Annotated in this window: 16 protein-coding genes; all 16 read left to right on the top strand. The window is 60.3% G+C overall.

Annotation, left to right across the window (positions count from 1 at the left end; genetic code table 11):
• Nucleotides 1-3: 3 nt before the first annotated feature.
• The 16 genes from tssB to icmH all read left to right on the top strand — a co-directional run bounded on the left by tssB (nucleotide 4) and on the right by icmH (nucleotide 16,322).
• Nucleotides 4-507: a type VI secretion system contractile sheath small subunit gene (gene tssB / locus CAF90_RS10615; protein ID WP_003229587.1), complete on the top strand. Its 504-nt coding sequence runs from the start codon at nucleotides 4-6 to the stop codon at nucleotides 505-507.
• 28 nt (nucleotides 508-535) lie between these two features.
• Nucleotides 536-2,011, top strand: a complete 1,476-nt coding sequence (gene tssC / locus CAF90_RS10610) for a type VI secretion system contractile sheath large subunit (RefSeq protein WP_007954371.1) — start codon at nucleotides 536-538, stop codon at nucleotides 2,009-2,011.
• Between the two features lie 9 nt (nucleotides 2,012-2,020).
• A complete protein-coding gene (gene tssE, locus CAF90_RS10605; protein ID WP_007954373.1) occupies nucleotides 2,021-2,428 on the top strand; it encodes a type VI secretion system baseplate subunit TssE in 408 nt (135 codons plus the stop codon).
• Nucleotides 2,429-2,439: 11 nt separating this feature from the next.
• The gene (locus tag CAF90_RS10600) at nucleotides 2,440-2,964 is read left to right on the top strand and encodes a PAAR domain-containing protein (protein ID WP_085606177.1); all 525 of its coding nucleotides are present in this window, start codon (nucleotides 2,440-2,442) and stop codon (nucleotides 2,962-2,964) included.
• A 10-nt stretch (nucleotides 2,965-2,974) separates the two neighbouring features.
• Nucleotides 2,975-3,946, top strand: coding sequence for a DUF6402 family protein (locus tag CAF90_RS10595; protein ID WP_139834481.1), 972 nt, complete (start codon nucleotides 2,975-2,977; stop codon nucleotides 3,944-3,946).
• Nucleotides 3,947-3,948: 2 nt separating this feature from the next.
• Nucleotides 3,949-4,344, top strand: coding sequence for a hypothetical protein (locus tag CAF90_RS10590; protein ID WP_085606173.1), 396 nt, complete (start codon nucleotides 3,949-3,951; stop codon nucleotides 4,342-4,344).
• A gap of 354 nt (nucleotides 4,345-4,698) precedes the next feature.
• The gene (locus tag CAF90_RS10580; protein WP_085606169.1) at nucleotides 4,699-5,121 is read left to right on the top strand and encodes a hypothetical protein; all 423 of its coding nucleotides are present in this window, start codon (nucleotides 4,699-4,701) and stop codon (nucleotides 5,119-5,121) included.
• A 69-nt stretch (nucleotides 5,122-5,190) separates the two neighbouring features.
• Nucleotides 5,191-6,978 carry a type VI secretion system baseplate subunit TssF gene (tssF, locus tag CAF90_RS10575; protein WP_007954380.1) on the top strand — a complete coding sequence of 596 codons (1,788 nt, stop codon included), beginning with the start codon at nucleotides 5,191-5,193 and terminating at the stop codon, nucleotides 6,976-6,978.
• Nucleotides 6,942-7,949: a type VI secretion system baseplate subunit TssG gene (gene tssG / locus CAF90_RS10570; RefSeq protein WP_007954381.1), complete on the top strand. Its 1,008-nt coding sequence runs from the start codon at nucleotides 6,942-6,944 to the stop codon at nucleotides 7,947-7,949. Before tssF ends, tssG begins: the two co-directional genes overlap by 37 nt.
• Before the next feature lie 11 nt (nucleotides 7,950-7,960).
• On the top strand, nucleotides 7,961-10,618 hold the full coding sequence (gene tssH / locus CAF90_RS10565; RefSeq protein ID WP_007954382.1) for a type VI secretion system ATPase TssH: 2,658 nt from the start codon (nucleotides 7,961-7,963) through the stop codon (nucleotides 10,616-10,618).
• 10 nt (nucleotides 10,619-10,628) lie between these two features.
• A complete protein-coding gene (locus CAF90_RS10560) occupies nucleotides 10,629-12,155 on the top strand; it encodes a sigma-54-dependent Fis family transcriptional regulator (protein ID WP_085606167.1) in 1,527 nt (508 codons plus the stop codon).
• Between the two features lie 93 nt (nucleotides 12,156-12,248).
• Nucleotides 12,249-12,389, top strand: coding sequence for a hypothetical protein (locus CAF90_RS10555; protein WP_003229566.1), 141 nt, complete (start codon nucleotides 12,249-12,251; stop codon nucleotides 12,387-12,389).
• An 18-nt stretch (nucleotides 12,390-12,407) separates the two neighbouring features.
• Entirely contained in the window at nucleotides 12,408-13,601 is a 1,194-nt protein-coding gene (tagH, locus tag CAF90_RS10550) for a type VI secretion system-associated FHA domain protein TagH (RefSeq protein ID WP_085606165.1), read from the top strand.
• 5 nt (nucleotides 13,602-13,606) lie between these two features.
• The gene (gene tssJ / locus CAF90_RS10545; RefSeq protein ID WP_011336587.1) at nucleotides 13,607-14,107 is read left to right on the top strand and encodes a type VI secretion system lipoprotein TssJ; all 501 of its coding nucleotides are present in this window, start codon (nucleotides 13,607-13,609) and stop codon (nucleotides 14,105-14,107) included.
• Between the two features lie 2 nt (nucleotides 14,108-14,109).
• On the top strand, nucleotides 14,110-15,441 hold the full coding sequence (gene tssK / locus CAF90_RS10540) for a type VI secretion system baseplate subunit TssK (protein WP_085606163.1): 1,332 nt from the start codon (nucleotides 14,110-14,112) through the stop codon (nucleotides 15,439-15,441).
• Nucleotides 15,442-15,446: 5 nt separating this feature from the next.
• Nucleotides 15,447-16,322, top strand: coding sequence for a type IVB secretion system protein IcmH/DotU (gene icmH / locus CAF90_RS10535; protein ID WP_007954389.1), 876 nt, complete (start codon nucleotides 15,447-15,449; stop codon nucleotides 16,320-16,322).
• The last annotated feature ends 1 nt before the right edge of the window (nucleotide 16,323 follow it).

Here is a 16,323-nt window from a genome sequence, read left to right as displayed (position 1 = left end):
GCCATGGCCAAAGAAGGCTCGGTAGCCCCCAAGGAACGCATCAACGTCACCTTCAAACCCGCCACCGGCGGTGCTCAGGAAGAGATTGAACTGCCGCTGAAGCTGCTGGCAATCGGTGACTACACCCACCGCAAGGACGATCGCAAGATCGAGGATCGCAAGCCGATCAGCATCGACAAGATGACCTTCGACGAAGTGCTGGCCAAGCAAGAGCTGGGTCTGACGCTGAGCGTGCCGAACCGTCTGCAGGAAGATGGCGAGGCCGACGAGCTGGCTGTGCAACTGCGCGTCAACTCCATGAAGGACTTCAACCCGGCCAGCCTGGTCGAGCAAGTGCCTGAGCTGAAAAAACTGATGGAACTGCGCGACGCGCTGGTGGCCCTCAAAGGCCCGCTGGGTAACGCACCTGCGTTCCGTAAAGCCATCGAAGGCGTGCTCGCCGACGACGAATCCCGCGGTCGCGTACTCGGTGAGCTGGGCCTGAACGCCGCAGCCCCGGACGCTTGAGACTCCAGCAGCCAAGGAAGCCAACACAATGAGCACTAGCGCAGCACAACAGAACGCCGCAGAAAACGGCGAGTACAGCATCCTCGACAGCATCATCGCCGAAACCCGCCTGACGCCGGACGACGAAGCCTACGACATCGCCAAGCGCGGTGTGTCGGCGTTCATCGAAGAGCTGCTCAAGCCGCAGAACAACGGTGAGCCGGTCAAGAAAGCCATGGTTGACCGCATGATCGCCGAGATCGATGCCAAGCTCAGCCGCCAGATGGACGAAATCCTGCACCACCCGGACTTCCAGGCGCTGGAATCGTCGTGGCGTGGCCTGCAACTGCTGGTCGACCGCACCAACTTCCGCGAAAACATCAAGATCGAAATCCTCAACGTCTCCAAGGACGACCTGCTGGACGACTTCGAAGATTCGCCGGAAGTGATGCAGTCGGGCCTTTACAAGCACATCTACACCGCTGAATACGGCCAGTTCGGTGGTCAGCCGGTTGGCGCGATCATCGCCAACTACTACCTGTCCCCAAGCTCGCCGGACGTGAAACTGATGCAGTACGTGTCCAGCGTAGCCTGCATGTCCCACGCGCCGTTCATCGCCGCTGCCGGCCCGAAATTCTTCGGCCTGGAAAGCTTCACCGGTCTGCCGGACCTGAAGGATCTGAAAGATCACTTCGAAGGCCCGCAATTCACCAAATGGCAGAGCTTCCGTACCTCGGAAGACTCCCGCTACGTTGGCCTGACCGTTCCGCGTTTCCTGCTGCGTAACCCGTACGACCCGGAAGAAAACCCGGTCAAATCGTTCGTGTACAAGGAAAACGTTGCCAACAGCCACGAGCACTACCTGTGGGGCAACACCGCTTACGCGTTCGGCACCAAGCTGACCGACAGCTTCGCCAAATTCCGCTGGTGCCCGAACATCATCGGCCCGCAGAGCGGCGGCGCGGTTGAAGACCTGCCTCTGCACCACTTCGAAAGCATGGGCGAAATCGAAACCAAGATTCCTACCGAAGTTCTGGTTTCCGACCGTCGTGAATACGAATTGGCCGAGGAAGGCTTCATCTCCCTGACCATGCGTAAAGGCTCCGACAACGCAGCGTTCTTCTCCGCCAGCTCGGTGCAGAAGCCGAAGTTCTTCGGCATCAGCGCAGAAGGCAAGGCTGCAGAGCTGAACTACAAGCTCGGCACCCAACTGCCGTACATGATGATCGTCAACCGCCTGGCTCACTACCTGAAAGTGCTGCAGCGCGAGCAACTCGGTTCGTGGAAAGAGCGTACCGACCTCGAGCTGGAACTGAACAAGTGGATCCGCCAGTACGTGGCCGACCAGGAAAACCCGAGCGCCGAAGTACGTGGCCGTCGTCCGCTGCGCGCTGCGCAAGTGATCGTCAGCGACGTTGAAGGCGAGCCGGGTTGGTACCGCGTTAGCCTGAACGTGCGCCCGCACTTCAAGTACATGGGTGCCGATTTCACCCTGTCGCTGGTTGGCAAGCTGGACAAAGAGTAAGAGCGACTCATGGACGGATACGGCAGCCTTTTCGAACGCCTCAACGGCGACGCGGAACTACGCAAGGGCAGGAGCCTCGAGGCTTCGGCCATGGCGTCGGTGGCTGCCCATCTGGCCAAAATGCTCAGCACCCGGGCCGGCAGCGTGCAAACGCTGTCCGACTACGGGTTGCCCGATCTCAATGACATGCGCCTGAGCCTGCACGACTCCCTGAGTCAGGCCCGCCTGGCCATCGAAAGCTTCATCGAAGCCTACGAACCGCGCCTGAGCAACGTGCGTGTCATTTCCCTGCCGCGTGACCACGATCAGCTTCGCCTGGCCTTCAGCATCGAAGGCCTGCTGGAAGTCGAGGGTTTCAAGCGTCAGGTCAGTTTCGCCGCGCGCCTGGATGGCAGCGGTCAAGTGAAGGTCAACTAAGGAGAACCCCGATGTCTGGCAAACCTGCAGCACGCGTATCCGACCCCACCGCTTGCCCGCTCCCCGGCCACGGCACCAACCCGATCGCCGCCGGTTCTGGCGACGTGTTCTTCGACGGCCTCGCGGCCGCCCGCGAAGGCGATGCCTCCGCGTGTGGTGGTGCGATGGTCGGCGATCTGGCGACCACGGTTCTGATCAACGGCAAGCCGGCCGCCACGGTCGGTTCGGTTGGATCTCATGGCAATAAAGTAACGGCTGGATCCGGGACGGTGATTATCGGCAATTCGCATTCGCCGGCGCCGTTTGTGCCGCCGTTGCCGGTGGAAATTCAGTGGCCCTTTACCGAACATTTTGTTGTGACGGACCCAGAAACGGGTGAGCCAATCGCGAATCGCGGATACACCATCCGAACTTACTCAGGAAAAGAAATAACAGGTGTTACGGATAGTGCAGGCAAAACTTCGATGATTGGTTCCTCAATTTCTGAAGGAATTACTTTGCTTTTAGAGCCTCAAGACTCAATCGCTATTTGCTGAGGTTAACTCCATGCCCGCACCGGTTAATGCCCCCCTGACCCCAGCTGAAAATAAAGAGGGTCAAAAAGTTCAAGCGAAGGTATTTCAGCTGTCTTCAATTCCAAAAGTCATGGATAAGCTGGGCTGGACGGTAGCGGCTCGCGTCATGCGAAAATGGTTCGCGGGTGCGCCTTATGAGTTGTCAAAATCTGTTAAGCAGGGTGATGTTTCTGCGAGTACGCTGACTGCGGAAAAGCTTATAACGGACATACCTTTTGAATGGTTGTTTAGCGGGTCTGATCGTGTAAAGCCGAAAGTTGATGAGTATATCGCTGGGCTCTCGGTGACCTCAGAGTTTAACGGAAGTGTCGGTAGGGTAAAGGGTTCGTTTGATGAACTTTCGAAAGGACTGATTGTATTGATGACGCGTCTCCAGCGACTCGGTTTGCTGGATGTAAAATCCAAGAGGTTGAAAAGCGCATATTTGGATTTTAGTGATAAAACCGCCATGGAGCTGGAGGATATATCGCAATTCAATTTGATTAGGTTTGGTGCCTCCGATTGGGAAAAGGCTACGGATGCGTTAGATGATGTATACGGTGCTTTAGGGACTTTTGTTGTAAAAGTTGCAGCGACCAGGTTTCGTACAATCCAAAACGATCATGGATTTCCAGCGATCGAGATTGAACAGGTTGGACTTTACGTCCGAGATACCTACGATTTTCTCAATGCAGGAGACGATCAGTTGTTGGGTTACTGGTCACCTGAGGGGGTAATCCGACCTGGCCCCATAGACTACTTTACTGAGCCGGCGGTGATTGAGAAAGGTGGAGTCGATTATTATAAAGTGACAAATGGGCACTTTAATAAGTATCGGCAGTTACACGGAAAGGGTGGAGATATGATGATTTATACGACGGTTAAATTTTATGATGTGTCGTTTATGATCCATCTCGGGCCTATCGATTTTGATGAGTACCAAAGCCGCTCTAGGTCTAAGTGAGTATGAAAAAAATATCGTTTATGCCATTGCTGGTGTTGATTGCGTTGGGAGTTCCTCTGTGCGCTTGGTTTTACATCAAGCAGGGAGCTGCTGCTGCGGCGGAAGTTTATTCCACAACCTGGAATGAATCAAAAACTTGCTATATCAATTCATATGTTCCCAAGTATGCAGATTTTGGTGTGCCTGGAAAGTTTGTTAAGCTGTTTACGAGTGAAGCGTTTTTTAGAGTCTATAACGTTAAGGGCGAGTTGCTTAAGTCGTCTGAGTGGTTGCTGTGGCAAAGCGAATTTACAACAGATGAACGGTCGCAGTGGGTTAATGGTCACGCGATTTATCCAACTTCGACTGGCTATGAAGGTTGGAATATTTTGGAGTGTTCCCCGTCAGTGGACAGCTAAAAATAAACAAAAGAAGTTGTAGGTGATAGGCAAGTGTTTGATATGGCGCCAGAAGGCGTTTTTTGAGCGCTGCCGAGATTGCCGGGTTTGATGGCGAAGGGTTTACGCACCAGCAAGGCTGAAGAGAGTGAGAGCGGTGACCATGGATGTAATGGATTTTCAGAGTTATCTGGTGCTCGTCGCTGACAGTGATCTGTTTGGCTGCCTGGCCTTGTTGAGCTTGTTATTGCTCCTGACTGCCTCACATCGGGCGACTCGAAATTCACGTCTTCACCGCGCACTAACGCTCTCGGTTTTGGCTGCTGTTGTAGCTATCCATGGCCTTGGATCGTGGTACGGAAATCTGAGACCAGCATGAGCAACTACTACCGTATCGCCATGTGCCTGTTTGTCCATGCCTTCGGATGTGTGGCCTACGTGTTTTTGAATAATGCAGTAGTACATGCCTACAAGCATCTGAACGGTGGGTTCACCACCCGTGGGGTCGCCATCGGTATTGCCAGCTACGCGATGTTTTACATTTTTCTCGGTGTCAATTTTATTGCTGCGCTGATTCCAAGCCTCGTTGCCAAACTGGTGATTCTGAGCCTTATGGTGGGCTTCATCCTGCTTTGGATGCTCCCCGACAACCCATTGAGAGCCTTGTTTTATGGAGTGGCTCAAGGTTGCGTCACCTTGCTGGCAATCCTCGCTTCTCAAGTCATCGAATTGCGCTGGGTATCAAGAAACATCGCTGGACGCATCCAGCCGAACCAGCCTGAGAGTGCCATCCAATGATCAGGTCAGGCATCGAGCGTAATCCGCAGGACAGTTATTCCATGAGTTCCACTACCAGGCAGGTAACCCGTGTCCTTTAACCACTACTACCAAAGCGAACTCACCGCACTGCGCCAACTGGGCCGCCGTTTCGCCGAGCGTAGTCCGGCGCTGGCGCCGTTCCTGGGGCAGGCCGGGCGGGATCCGGATGTGGAGCGGTTGCTGGAAGGCTTTGCGTTTCTGACCGGACGGCTGCGCCAGAAGCTCGATGACGAGCTGCCGGAGCTCAGCCATTCCCTGATGCAGCTGCTGTGGCCGAACTACATGCGCCCGCTGCCGGCGTTCAGCATTCTGCAGTTCGATCCGCTCAAGCGTTCCGGGCCGGCGCTGAAGGTCGAGCGTGATACGCCGATTGAAAGCGTTCCGATCGAAGACGTGCGTTGCCGTTTCCGCACCTGCTACCCGACCGAAGTCATGGCGCTGGATCTGGCCGCGCTGAACTACTCGGTGAAGGGTGACGGCTCGCTGCTCAGCCTGCGCCTGGAGATGAGTGCCGACGGTCACCTCGGCGAGCTGGAATTGAGCAAGCTGCGCCTGCACTTTGCCGGCGAGCGCTACATCAGCCAGATGCTCTACCTGAGCCTGCTGCGCAACCTCGACGGCATCGAACTGATCCCGCTCGACGGCGCTGGCAAGCCTATCGATGGCGTGAGCGGCAAGCCGATGGCGTTCAAGATTCCGGGCGATCGCGTGAAGCCAGTGGGCTTTGCCGAAGAAGAAGCGTTGATCCCGTATCCGCTGAACACCTTCCGCGGCTATCGCTACCTGCAGGAATACTTCGCCTTCCAAGACAAATTCCTGTTCGTCGATGTCCACGGTCTGGACATTCTCAAGGCGCTGCCGGAAGACACGCTCAAGCAGATGCGCGGCCTGGAATTGCGCTTCGATATCCGCAAGAGCGGCATCATGCGCATGCGTCCGACGACGGATAACGTGAAGCTGTTCTGCACGCCGATCGTCAACCTGTTCAAGCACGACGCACTGCCGATTCGCCTCGACGGCAAACAGGACGAATACCTGCTGCTGCCGGCGGAATTCGATCTGGAAAACTGCGGCGTGTTCTCGGTGGAAACCGTGACTGGCTGGAAGCCCGGCGGCCTCGGTTATCAGGAGTACGTGCCGTTCGAATCCTTCGAGCACGACCCGAGTTTCGACGTGCCCAACAGCCGTCCGCATTACAGCATCCGCCAGCGTTCGTCGCTGCTGCACGACGGCCTCGACACCTACCTGAGCTTCGGTATCCGCCACACCGAAGCCCACGAAACCCTGTCGATCGAACTGGTCTGCACCAACCAGAATCTGCCGCGCAAACTCAAGCTCGGGCAGATCTGCATGGCCTGCGAAGAAACCCCGGAGTTCCTGAGTTTCCGCAACATCACCCCGGCCACTTCGAGTTTTGCGCCGCCGCTGAACCGTGACTTCCTGTGGAAGCTGATCAGCAACATGTCGCTCAACTATCTGTCGCTGGCCGACGTCAATGCACTGAAGGTGATTCTCGAAACCTACGACCTGCCGCGCTACTACGACCAGCACGCGGAGAAGGTCAGCAAACGCCTGCTCGGCGGACTGAAACTGATCAAGCATCACCACGTGGACCGGTTGCACCGTGGTCTGCCGGTGCGCGGTTTGCGCACCGAACTGACCATCGACCCGGAAGGGTATATCGGTGAGGGCGACCTGTTCGTCTTCGCCTCGGTTCTCAACGAGTTTTTCGCGCTTTACGCCAGTCTCAATTCATTCCACGAGCTGCGGGTAAAAAGCACACAGGGAGAGGTGTACCAATGGACACCACGTATGGGCCTGCAGCCCCTGCTTTAAGCGGGCTGACGAAGGTAATACGCGAGTACTCGCTGTTTCAGGCCGTGCTGCTGGTGATCGACCGGCTGCGCGATGCGCACCCGTACCTGAGCGAAGACGACCTGTACGACCAGCTGGAATTCCAGGCCAACCCGAGCCTCGGTTTTCCGCGCAGCGATGTCGATCGTGTCGAGTTTTTCGAAGAGCACGGGCAGATGCGCGCGCGCCTGCGTTTCAACCTGATCGGCCTGGTCGGCTCGGGCTCGCCGCTGCCGGCGTTCTATGGCGAGCAAGCCCTGGGCGACAGCGAAGACGGCAACCCGACGCGCAACTTCCTCGACCTGTTCCACCATCGCCTGCAACGGCTGATGCTGCCGATCTGGCGCAAGTATCGCTATCGCGCGAGCTTCCAGAGCGGCGCGGTCGACCCGTTCTCGTCGCAGCTGTTTGCCCTGATCGGCCTCGGCGGCGACGAGATCCGCAAGGCCAAGGAACTGAACTGGAAACGCTTGCTGCCGTACCTCGGCCTGCTCAGTTTGCGGGCGCACTCGGCGGCGCTGATCGAAGCGGTGCTGCGTTACTACTTCAAGCACGAAGACCTGGTCATCGAGCAGTGCATCGAGCGCCGTGTGGAAATCCTCGAAGAACAGCGCAACCGCCTCGGCTTCGCCAACAGCGTGCTGGGTGAAGACCTGGTGCTGGGCGAACACGTGCGCGACCGCAGCGGCAAGTTCCGCATTCACATCACCGAACTCGACTGGGAGCGATTCCACGAATTCCTGCCCATCGGTTTCGGTTACCAGCCGCTCTGCGCGCTGGTGCGGTTCACCTTGCGTGACCCGCTCGATTACGACATTCGCCTGGTGCTGCGCCCGGAAGAAATCCGCGAACTGCGCATTGGCGAGAAGAACGACTGTCGCCTGGGGTGGACCAGTTGGCTGGGCTGCGAAAAAGCAGACGGCGTGGTGACCCTGGGCAGCAAAATTCATTAAGGACGTGAGCCATGATCAACGTAGACCTGCAACAACTCATCCAGGCGCTGGACGCCGAAACCCGTCGCGATCTGGAGCGTTCGGCCGAGCGCTGCGTGGCCCGTGGCGGCAGCAAGATTCTGGTCGAAGACTTGCTGCTCGGCCTGCTGGAGCGCCCGAACGGTCTGCTCTCCCGCGCATTGCAGGATGCCGACGTTGATGCCGGCGAGCTGAGCGCCGCGCTGCAATCGCGGGTCGAGCACAGCGCTTCGCGCAACCCGGTGTTCGCGCCGGAACTGGTGCAGTGGCTGCAAGACGCGCTGCTGGTGGCCAACCTTGAACTGGGCCAGACCTCGGTCGAAGACGCGGCGCTGATCCTCGCGCTGCTGCGCAACCCGATGCGTTACGCCGGTAGCCGCTACCAGCCGTTGCTCGCCAAACTGAACATCGATCGCCTGAAGGAATTTGCCCTGTCGCAACAGCCTCAGGCAGCGGCCAACGGCAAACCGGCCGCCCAAGGCGAATCGCTGCTGGAGCGCTTCACTCACAACCTGACCCAACAGGCCCGCGACGGCAAACTCGACCCGGTGCTGTGCCGCGATGGCGCGATCCGCCAGATGGTCGACATCCTCGCCCGTCGCCGCAAGAACAACCCGATCGTGGTCGGTGAAGCCGGTGTCGGTAAAACCGCCATCGTCGAAGGCCTGGCCTCGCGCATCGCTGCCGGTGAAGTGCCGCAAGTGCTCAAGGGCGTCGAGCTGCTGTCGTTGGACATGGGCTTGTTGCAAGCTGGCGCCAGCGTCAAAGGTGAATTCGAGCGTCGTCTGAAAGGCGTGATCGACGAGGTTAAAGCCTCGCCGAAGCCGATCATCCTGTTCATCGACGAAGCCCACACCCTGATCGGCGCGGGCGGCAATGCCGGCGGTTCCGACGCGGCCAACCTGCTGAAACCGGCACTGGCGCGCGGCGAATTACGCACCATCGCCGCGACCACCTGGGCCGAGTACAAGAAATATTTCGAGAAAGACCCGGCGCTGGCCCGTCGTTTCCAGCCGGTTCAACTGCACGAACCGACCGTGAGCGAAGCGGTGACCATTCTGCGTGGTCTGGCGCAGGTCTACGAGAAGAGCCACGGCATCTACCTGCGCGATGACGCGGTGGTTTCGGCGGCGGAACTGTCCGCCCGTTACCTGGCCGGCCGCCAACTGCCGGACAAGGCCGTCGATGTGCTCGACACCGCGTGCGCCCGCGTTCGTATCAGCCTCGCCGCCGCGCCGGAAAGCCTGGAACGCCTGCGTGGCGAACTGGCCGAAGGTGGCCGTCAGCGTCAGGCCCTGCGCCGCGATGCCGAAGCCGGTCTGCTGATCGACCACGAAGCGCTGGATGCACTGGAAGCGCGCCTGGACGAAGCCGAAGCGGAAATGGTCGCACTGGAAACCCTGTGGACCGAGCAGAAACAACTGGCCGAGCGCCTGCTGGAACTGCGTCAGCAACTGGCCAAGGCCCGTGAAGCCGCTGCGGTCGAGCCGGTGGTCACCGTTGAGGAAGACGCCGAAGGCACCGTGATCGAAACCCACGCCGCCGACGTCGACGAAGCCCTCAGCGTCGAAGCGCTGGAAGCACAACTCAACGAAACCCACAGCGCCCTGACCGCTGCTCAGGTCAAGGAGCGTCTGGTCAGCTTCGAAGTCTGCCCACGTCTGGTGGCTGAAGTGATCAGCGCCTGGACCGGCGTGCCGCTGGCGCAACTGGCCCGCGAACACAACGCCAAAGTCGCGAGCTTCGCCACCGACCTGCGCACCCGCATTCGTGGTCAGGAACAAGCCGTCCACGCACTGGATCGCTCGATGCGCGCCACCGCTGCCGGCCTGAACAAGCCTGACGCACCGGTCGGCGTGTTCCTGCTGGTCGGCCCGAGCGGCGTCGGCAAGACCGAAACCGCATTGGCACTCGCCGACCTGCTGTACGGCGGCGACCGTTTCATCACTACCATCAACATGTCCGAGTTCCAGGAGAAGCACACCGTTTCCCGCCTGATCGGTGCACCGCCAGGTTACGTCGGTTACGGCGAGGGCGGCATGCTCACCGAAGCCGTGCGCCAGAAGCCGTATTCGGTGGTATTGCTCGATGAAGTCGAGAAGGCCGACCCGGACGTGCTCAACCTGTTCTACCAAATCTTCGACAAAGGCGTGGCCAACGACGGCGAAGGGCGCGAGATCGACTTCCGCAATACGCTGATCCTGATGACCTCGAACCTGGGCAGCGACAAGATCAGCGACCTCTGCGAAGACGGCGCGCGCCCGACCGCCGAAGTGCTGGAAGAAACCATTCGCCCGGTGCTCAGCAAACACTTCAAACCGGCGCTGCTGGCGCGGATGAAAGTGGTGCCGTACTACCCGGTCGGCGGCCCGGTGCTGCGCGAGCTGATCGAGATCAAACTCGGTCGTCTGGGCGAGCGTCTGAACCGTCGCCAGCTGGACTTCAGCTGGTGCCAGAACCTTGTCGATCACCTGTCCGAGCGCTGCACCCAGAGCGAAAGCGGTGCACGTCTGATCGACCACTTGCTCGATCAGCACGTGCTGCCGCTGGTAGCCGACCGCCTGCTCGACGCCATGGCCACCGGTGAAAGCCTCAAGCGCGTGCATGCGACGCTCGACGGTGAAGCCAGCGTGACCTGCGAGTTCGCCTGAGGTGGGTGTGATGTTCACTCAAGTGCCGCAGCCACTGCTCTATGCCGAAGCCTTGCTGGCGCAGTTCGCCAGCCTGTCGCGCGCGGCGGACGGTGCTGCGCTGCTGGGTGACTTCGTGCGCGGTCTGGCCGGGCTGAGCGGTTGCGAACTGACGCAGCTGTATTTGCTGGACGCCACGCACACGTCGCTGGGAATGAACGCCGAATGCCTCGACGGCGTGCTGCAACCGCGCAGCGCGGCGAGCCTGCCGGCGGATTACAACGGCGAGCAACTGTTGCAGTTCGCCCTGTGCCAGAACCGGGTGGTGAGCTTCGATGACCTGGGCGGCAGCCTGCACGAAACCAGTTTTCTGCCGGTGTCGTCCACGCCGTGGCAGTCGCTGTTGTGCGTGCCGCTGGTCAATCAGCAGAAGGCTGTCGAAGGCCTGTTGCTGTGCGCCAGCCGTCGACATATCAACCTGCAAGGCTTCGCCGATTCCCTCGGCCAGCTCGGCTCGTTCGTGCTCGGTCAGTTGCACTTGCTGCAACGTCTGCGCCAGCCAGTGGATGCGGCGGCGCCGGTCGTGCGCAGTCTGCCGAGTGCCAGTGGCTACGGCCTGATCGGCAAGAGCGCGGCGATGCGCCAGACCTACTCGCTGATCAGCAAAGTCCTGCACAGCCCGTACACCGTGCTGTTGCGTGGCGAGACCGGCACCGGCAAGGAAGTGGTCGCGCGGGCGATCCACGATTGCGGCCCGCGCCGGTCCCAGGCATTCATCGTGCAGAACTGCGCGGCGTTCCCGGAAAACCTGCTGGAAAGCGAGCTGTTCGGCTATCGCAAAGGTGCGTTCACCGGCGCCGATCGTGACCGCGCCGGGCTGTTCGACGCGGCCAATGGCGGCACTCTGTTGCTCGATGAAATCGGCGACATGCCGCTGTCGCTGCAAGCCAAGTTGCTGCGCGTGTTGCAGGAAGGCGAGATCCGTCCGCTGGGTTCCAACGATACCCACAAGATCGACGTGCGCATCATCGCCGCGACGCACCGCGACCTGTCGGTGCTGGTCAGCGAAGGCAAATTCCGTGAGGACCTGTACTACCGCCTCGCGCAATTCCCGATCGAATTGCCGGCCCTGCGTCAACGCGAAGGCGACATCCTCGACCTGGCCAAACACTTCGCCGACAAGGCCTGCGCATTCCTGCAACGCGATCCGGTGCGCTGGTCGGACGCTGCGCTGGATCACCTGTCCGGTTACACCTTCCCCGGCAACGTGCGCGAACTCAAAGGCCTGGTCGAGCGGGCAGTGCTGTTGTGCGAGGGCGGCGAGTTGCTGGCCGAGCATTTCTCGCTGCGCCTGGAATCGGCGCCGGCGCCGGAGGACCACTGCGGCCTCAATCTGCGCGAACGACTGGAAGCGGTCGAACGCAATCTGCTGCTCGATTGCCTGCGCAAGAACGACGGCAACCAGACGCTCGCCGCCCGTGAACTGGGCTTGCCGCGGCGCACGCTGCTGTACCGGCTCGGCCGCTTGAACATCAATCTGGGTGATTTCGATGGGTAGGCGAAAGTCCGTCGGATTCACCTCGAAAACCTATTTCAGCGCCGCCCGTGAGGGTCGGCGCTTTGTGCTTTGTCTACACCTGGAGACCCTCTGATGTCTGTTCGTCACTGGCACGCTGTCCTGCTGACCCTCGTCGTTCTATGCGGCCTCGGCGGCTGCAGCGGCAATTACAAATTCAACGATAACGATTACCGCCCGTTGGGTGATCCGCAGGCGGTCAATCGCGGCAAGTGACCGCAAGGAGCATCAAACATGGAATTGGTTTTCGAAATGCTGAACACCAAGCAGTTCGTGCCCACCGAGCTGTGCCAGCGGACCTTCAAACAGGCCGGTGGCGTGATCGGGCGGGGCGAGGACTGCGACTGGATCATCCCTGACCGCAAGCGTCACTTATCCAATCACCACGCGATTGTCAGCTATCGCGAGGGCACGTTTTTCCTGACCGACACCAGCAGCAACGGTGTTCAGGACGGCGACAGCGGCGCGCGCCTGCACAAGGGCGAACCGGTGCGCATCGAGCACGGCAGCACCTACGTGCTGGGCGACTTCGAGATTCGCGCGCGCCTGGTGCGCGACCCGGCGACGTTCGACGGTGAAGTCGGCCTGCCACGCGCCGCCGGCACCATCATTCCGGACGACGCGTTCCTCGACCTCGACCCGCTGAAGTCGCTGGAGCAGCAAGAGCGCGTGTACTCGGAATTCGAGGAAATGCTCGCGCCGGTTACCGATCCTGAAGACTCCCGTCAGCGCGCCGACTACGCGCGCATCGACATGGAAAGCCTGATGGTACCGGAGCTGATTGTCGAGCCCACGCCTGAGCCTGCACCGGCACCGAAAGCGGTCGAGCGTCAGAGCGAAACCTTCTGGGACAAATTCGGCGCGGCCCTCGGCGTGAACGTGAAGAACCTCAGCCACGACGAGCGTGAAGCCCTCGCGCTGAACGCTGCACGTCTGCTGCGCCAGAGCGTCGGCGGTCTGCAACAGAGCCTGCGCACCCGTTCGGAGCTGAAGAACGAGCTGCGTCTGGCCCAGACCACCGTGCAAGGCACCAACAAGAACCCGCTGAAATTCGCCGTCGACCCGAGCGAAGCGCTGGACATTCTGTTGCAGCCGAACAAGCCAGGCCACTTGCCGGCCGAGCAGGCGATCTCCCGCGCGTTCCGCGACTTGCAGGCGCATCAGGTGGCGCTGCTGACCGCCAGCCGCGCGGCGGTGCGCGGCACTCTGGAGCACTTCTCGCCGGAGCAGTTGACCCTGCGTTTCGAGCGTGACAACAAGCCGTTGCTGGCCACCGCTGGCGGCCGCTGGAGAGCGTTCAACCGTTACCACCATGCGCTGCGTCAGGACGACGACTGGAGCGAGCGCCTGCTGGCCCGCGACTTCGCCCAGGCCTACGAAGAACAGATCCGCCTGATCTCCACCCTCCACACCGACCACCAAGGATGATGCGCATGTCTCGCCGCTCGACCGCTTTTTTCAAGACGCTGACCGCGCTCACCCTGTTGGTGCTGCTCGCCGGTTGCTCGTCGCTGTCGCCGTATTCGAAAGTGACCAAGATCAACCTGAAGCTGACCGGTAGCGATCAACTGAACCCGGACCTTAACGGTCGTCCGTCGCCGATCGTGGTGCGCCTGTTCGAACTCAAGCACCCGGTGACGTTCGAGAACGCTGATTTCTTCAGCCTCTACGAGCGCGCCAAGGAATCCCTCAACCCGGATCTGGTGGCCAGCGAAGAACTCGAACTGCGCCCGGGTGAAACCGTGGAGCTGAAACTCAGCGTGGAGGAGGGCAGCCGCTTCATCGGCATCCTCGCTGCGTACCGCGACTTGCCGGAAACCAAGTGGCGCCACACGTTCCCGATCACGCCGCTGGAAGTCACCGAAGCCGATCTGACCCTCGATCAGGCCGGTATCCGCAAGACCAACGAAGTGCTCGCCAAGGCGGATGACTGATCATGAATACCCATAAAGTCATCTGGCAGGAAGGCATGCTGCTGCGTCCGCAGCACTTCCAGCACAACGACCGCTACTACGATCACCAGATGAAGACCCGCACTCAGTTGCTGGGCGGCTACACCTGGGGTTTCCTGAACCTTGAGATCGACTTGCAGTTCCTCAACATGGGCAAACTGGTGATCAGTGAAGCCTCGGGGATCCTGCCGGACGGCAGCCTGTTCGAGCTCGGCGGCAACACCGAACCGCTGGCGCTGGACGTGCCGCCGAACACCGGCAACATGCCGATCTACCTGGCGCTGCCACTGGTCACCGGTAACCACATCGAGTCCCGTCGCCCGGAGCAGTCCGACGTACTTGCGCGTTACACCGCGTATGACGCCGAAGTCGCCGACTCCAACGCCGGTGACGATTCCGCCAGCCAGGTCAGTTGCGGCCGGCCGGACTTCAAGCTGTTGCTCGGCGAGCAGCAGAGTGACCAGGCTTACGTGAAGCTGAAGATCTGCGACGTGCTCGACACCACGCCGGACGGCGTGATCAGCCTCGACCCGGATTTCGTGCCGACCTACATTCAGGCCCACGCCTCCAGCTACCTGCTGTCGTGCCTGAAAGAAGTGATCAGCATGCTCGGTCACCGGGGCGACACCATTGCCGAGCGTATTCGTTCGAACGGCAAGGTCGGTGGCGCGGAAATCGGCGACTTCATGATGCTGCAACTGATCAACCGCACCGAACTGCTGCTGCGCCACTACCTGGGCCTGGAACAGGTTCACCCGGAAGAGTTGTACCGCACGCTGCTGACCATGCTCGGCGATCTGGCGACGTTCTCCAGCGACAGCAAACGCCCGCGTCTGGACAGCCGCTACTCCCACGCCGACCAGGGTGCGAGCTTCCGCAAACTGATGGAGTCGATCCGTCAGGTGCTGTCGATGGTGCTGGAACAGCACGCCATCGAACTGATCCTGCAAGCGCGTCAGTACGGGATCATCGTGTCGCCGCTGCACGACCACAAACTGCTGGGCTCGGCGTCGTTCGTGCTGGCAGCCAGTGCCAACTGCGACTCCGAAGAATTGCGCAACCGCTTGCCTGCGCACCTCAAGGTCGGCCCGGTGGAGCGCATCCGCCAACTGGTCAACCTGCACCTGCCGGGGATCAAGGTCAAACCGTTGCCGGTTGCCCCACGGCAGATCGCGTTCCACTCGAACAAAACCTATTTCATCCTCGAACTCAGTTCCGAAGACCTGGCACAACTCGAGCGCTCCGGCGGCTTCGCGTTCCACGTGTCCGGCGAATTTGCCGAGCTTGAACTGAAATTCTGGGCCATCAGGAACTGACCGACATGATCAAGGACATGGAACACAACCAGGACGACAAAACCGTCCTGCTCGACCGTCAGGGCCATGGCCCGGCGGCGAGTCCGCTGACCGACTTCGCTGCGCCACCGCGCTTCGAACAACTGGAAGAACGGATGATCTACGCCGCGCGCCTGCGCCCGGCGGAAGCCTTCAACATCAGCCTCAATTCGCTGGTGGCGGCGTCGTCCGAACTGCTGTCGGAAGTGGTGCGCCTCAAGCACAGCGAAACCCGCGAAGATCTCTACGCGCTCAACGAGCGCCTGACTGCCGGGCTCAAGCTGTTTGAAGTGCGCGCCCTGCACAACGGCGCCGAAAGCAGCCAGGTGATGGCGGCCCGTTACGTGCTCTGCACCGTGGTCGACGAAGCTGTCGTGACCACGCCGTGGGGCAACGAAAGCGAGTGGTCGCAGATGAGCCTGCTCAGCAGCTTCCACAACGAAACCTTCGGTGGCGAGAAGTTCTTCCAGCTGCTCGATCGGCTGTCGAAAAACCCGGTCAAGCACCTGCCGATGCTGGAGCTGATGTACCTGTGCCTGTCCCTCGGTTTCGAGGGCAAGTACCGCGTGCAGGCGCGCGGCATGCTGGAACTCGAAGGCATCCGCGACGCCCTGTACCGGCAGATCCGTCAGTTGCGTGGCGACGTGCCGCGTGAGTTGTCGCCGCAGTGGGAAGGCCTCAACGATCAGCGCCGCAACCTGGTGCGCATCGTGCCGGCGTGGATGGTGGTGCTGTTCACCTTCGTCTGCCTGGTGATGATGTATTCGGGCTTCGCCTGGGTCTTGGGCGAGCAGCGCGACACCGTTCTGCAACCTTATCAGCCGCTTGATCCGGCCGCGGTCCAGCCGCAGTCGCAGCCGTAAA

Source organism: Pseudomonas sp. B37(2017) (genome assembly GCF_002112885.1).
GTDB lineage: Bacteria > Pseudomonadota > Gammaproteobacteria > Pseudomonadales > Pseudomonadaceae > Aquipseudomonas > Aquipseudomonas paraglycinae.
The sequence above is the reverse complement of the archived record's forward strand: the minus strand, read 5'-3'. Positions and strand labels throughout refer to the sequence as shown.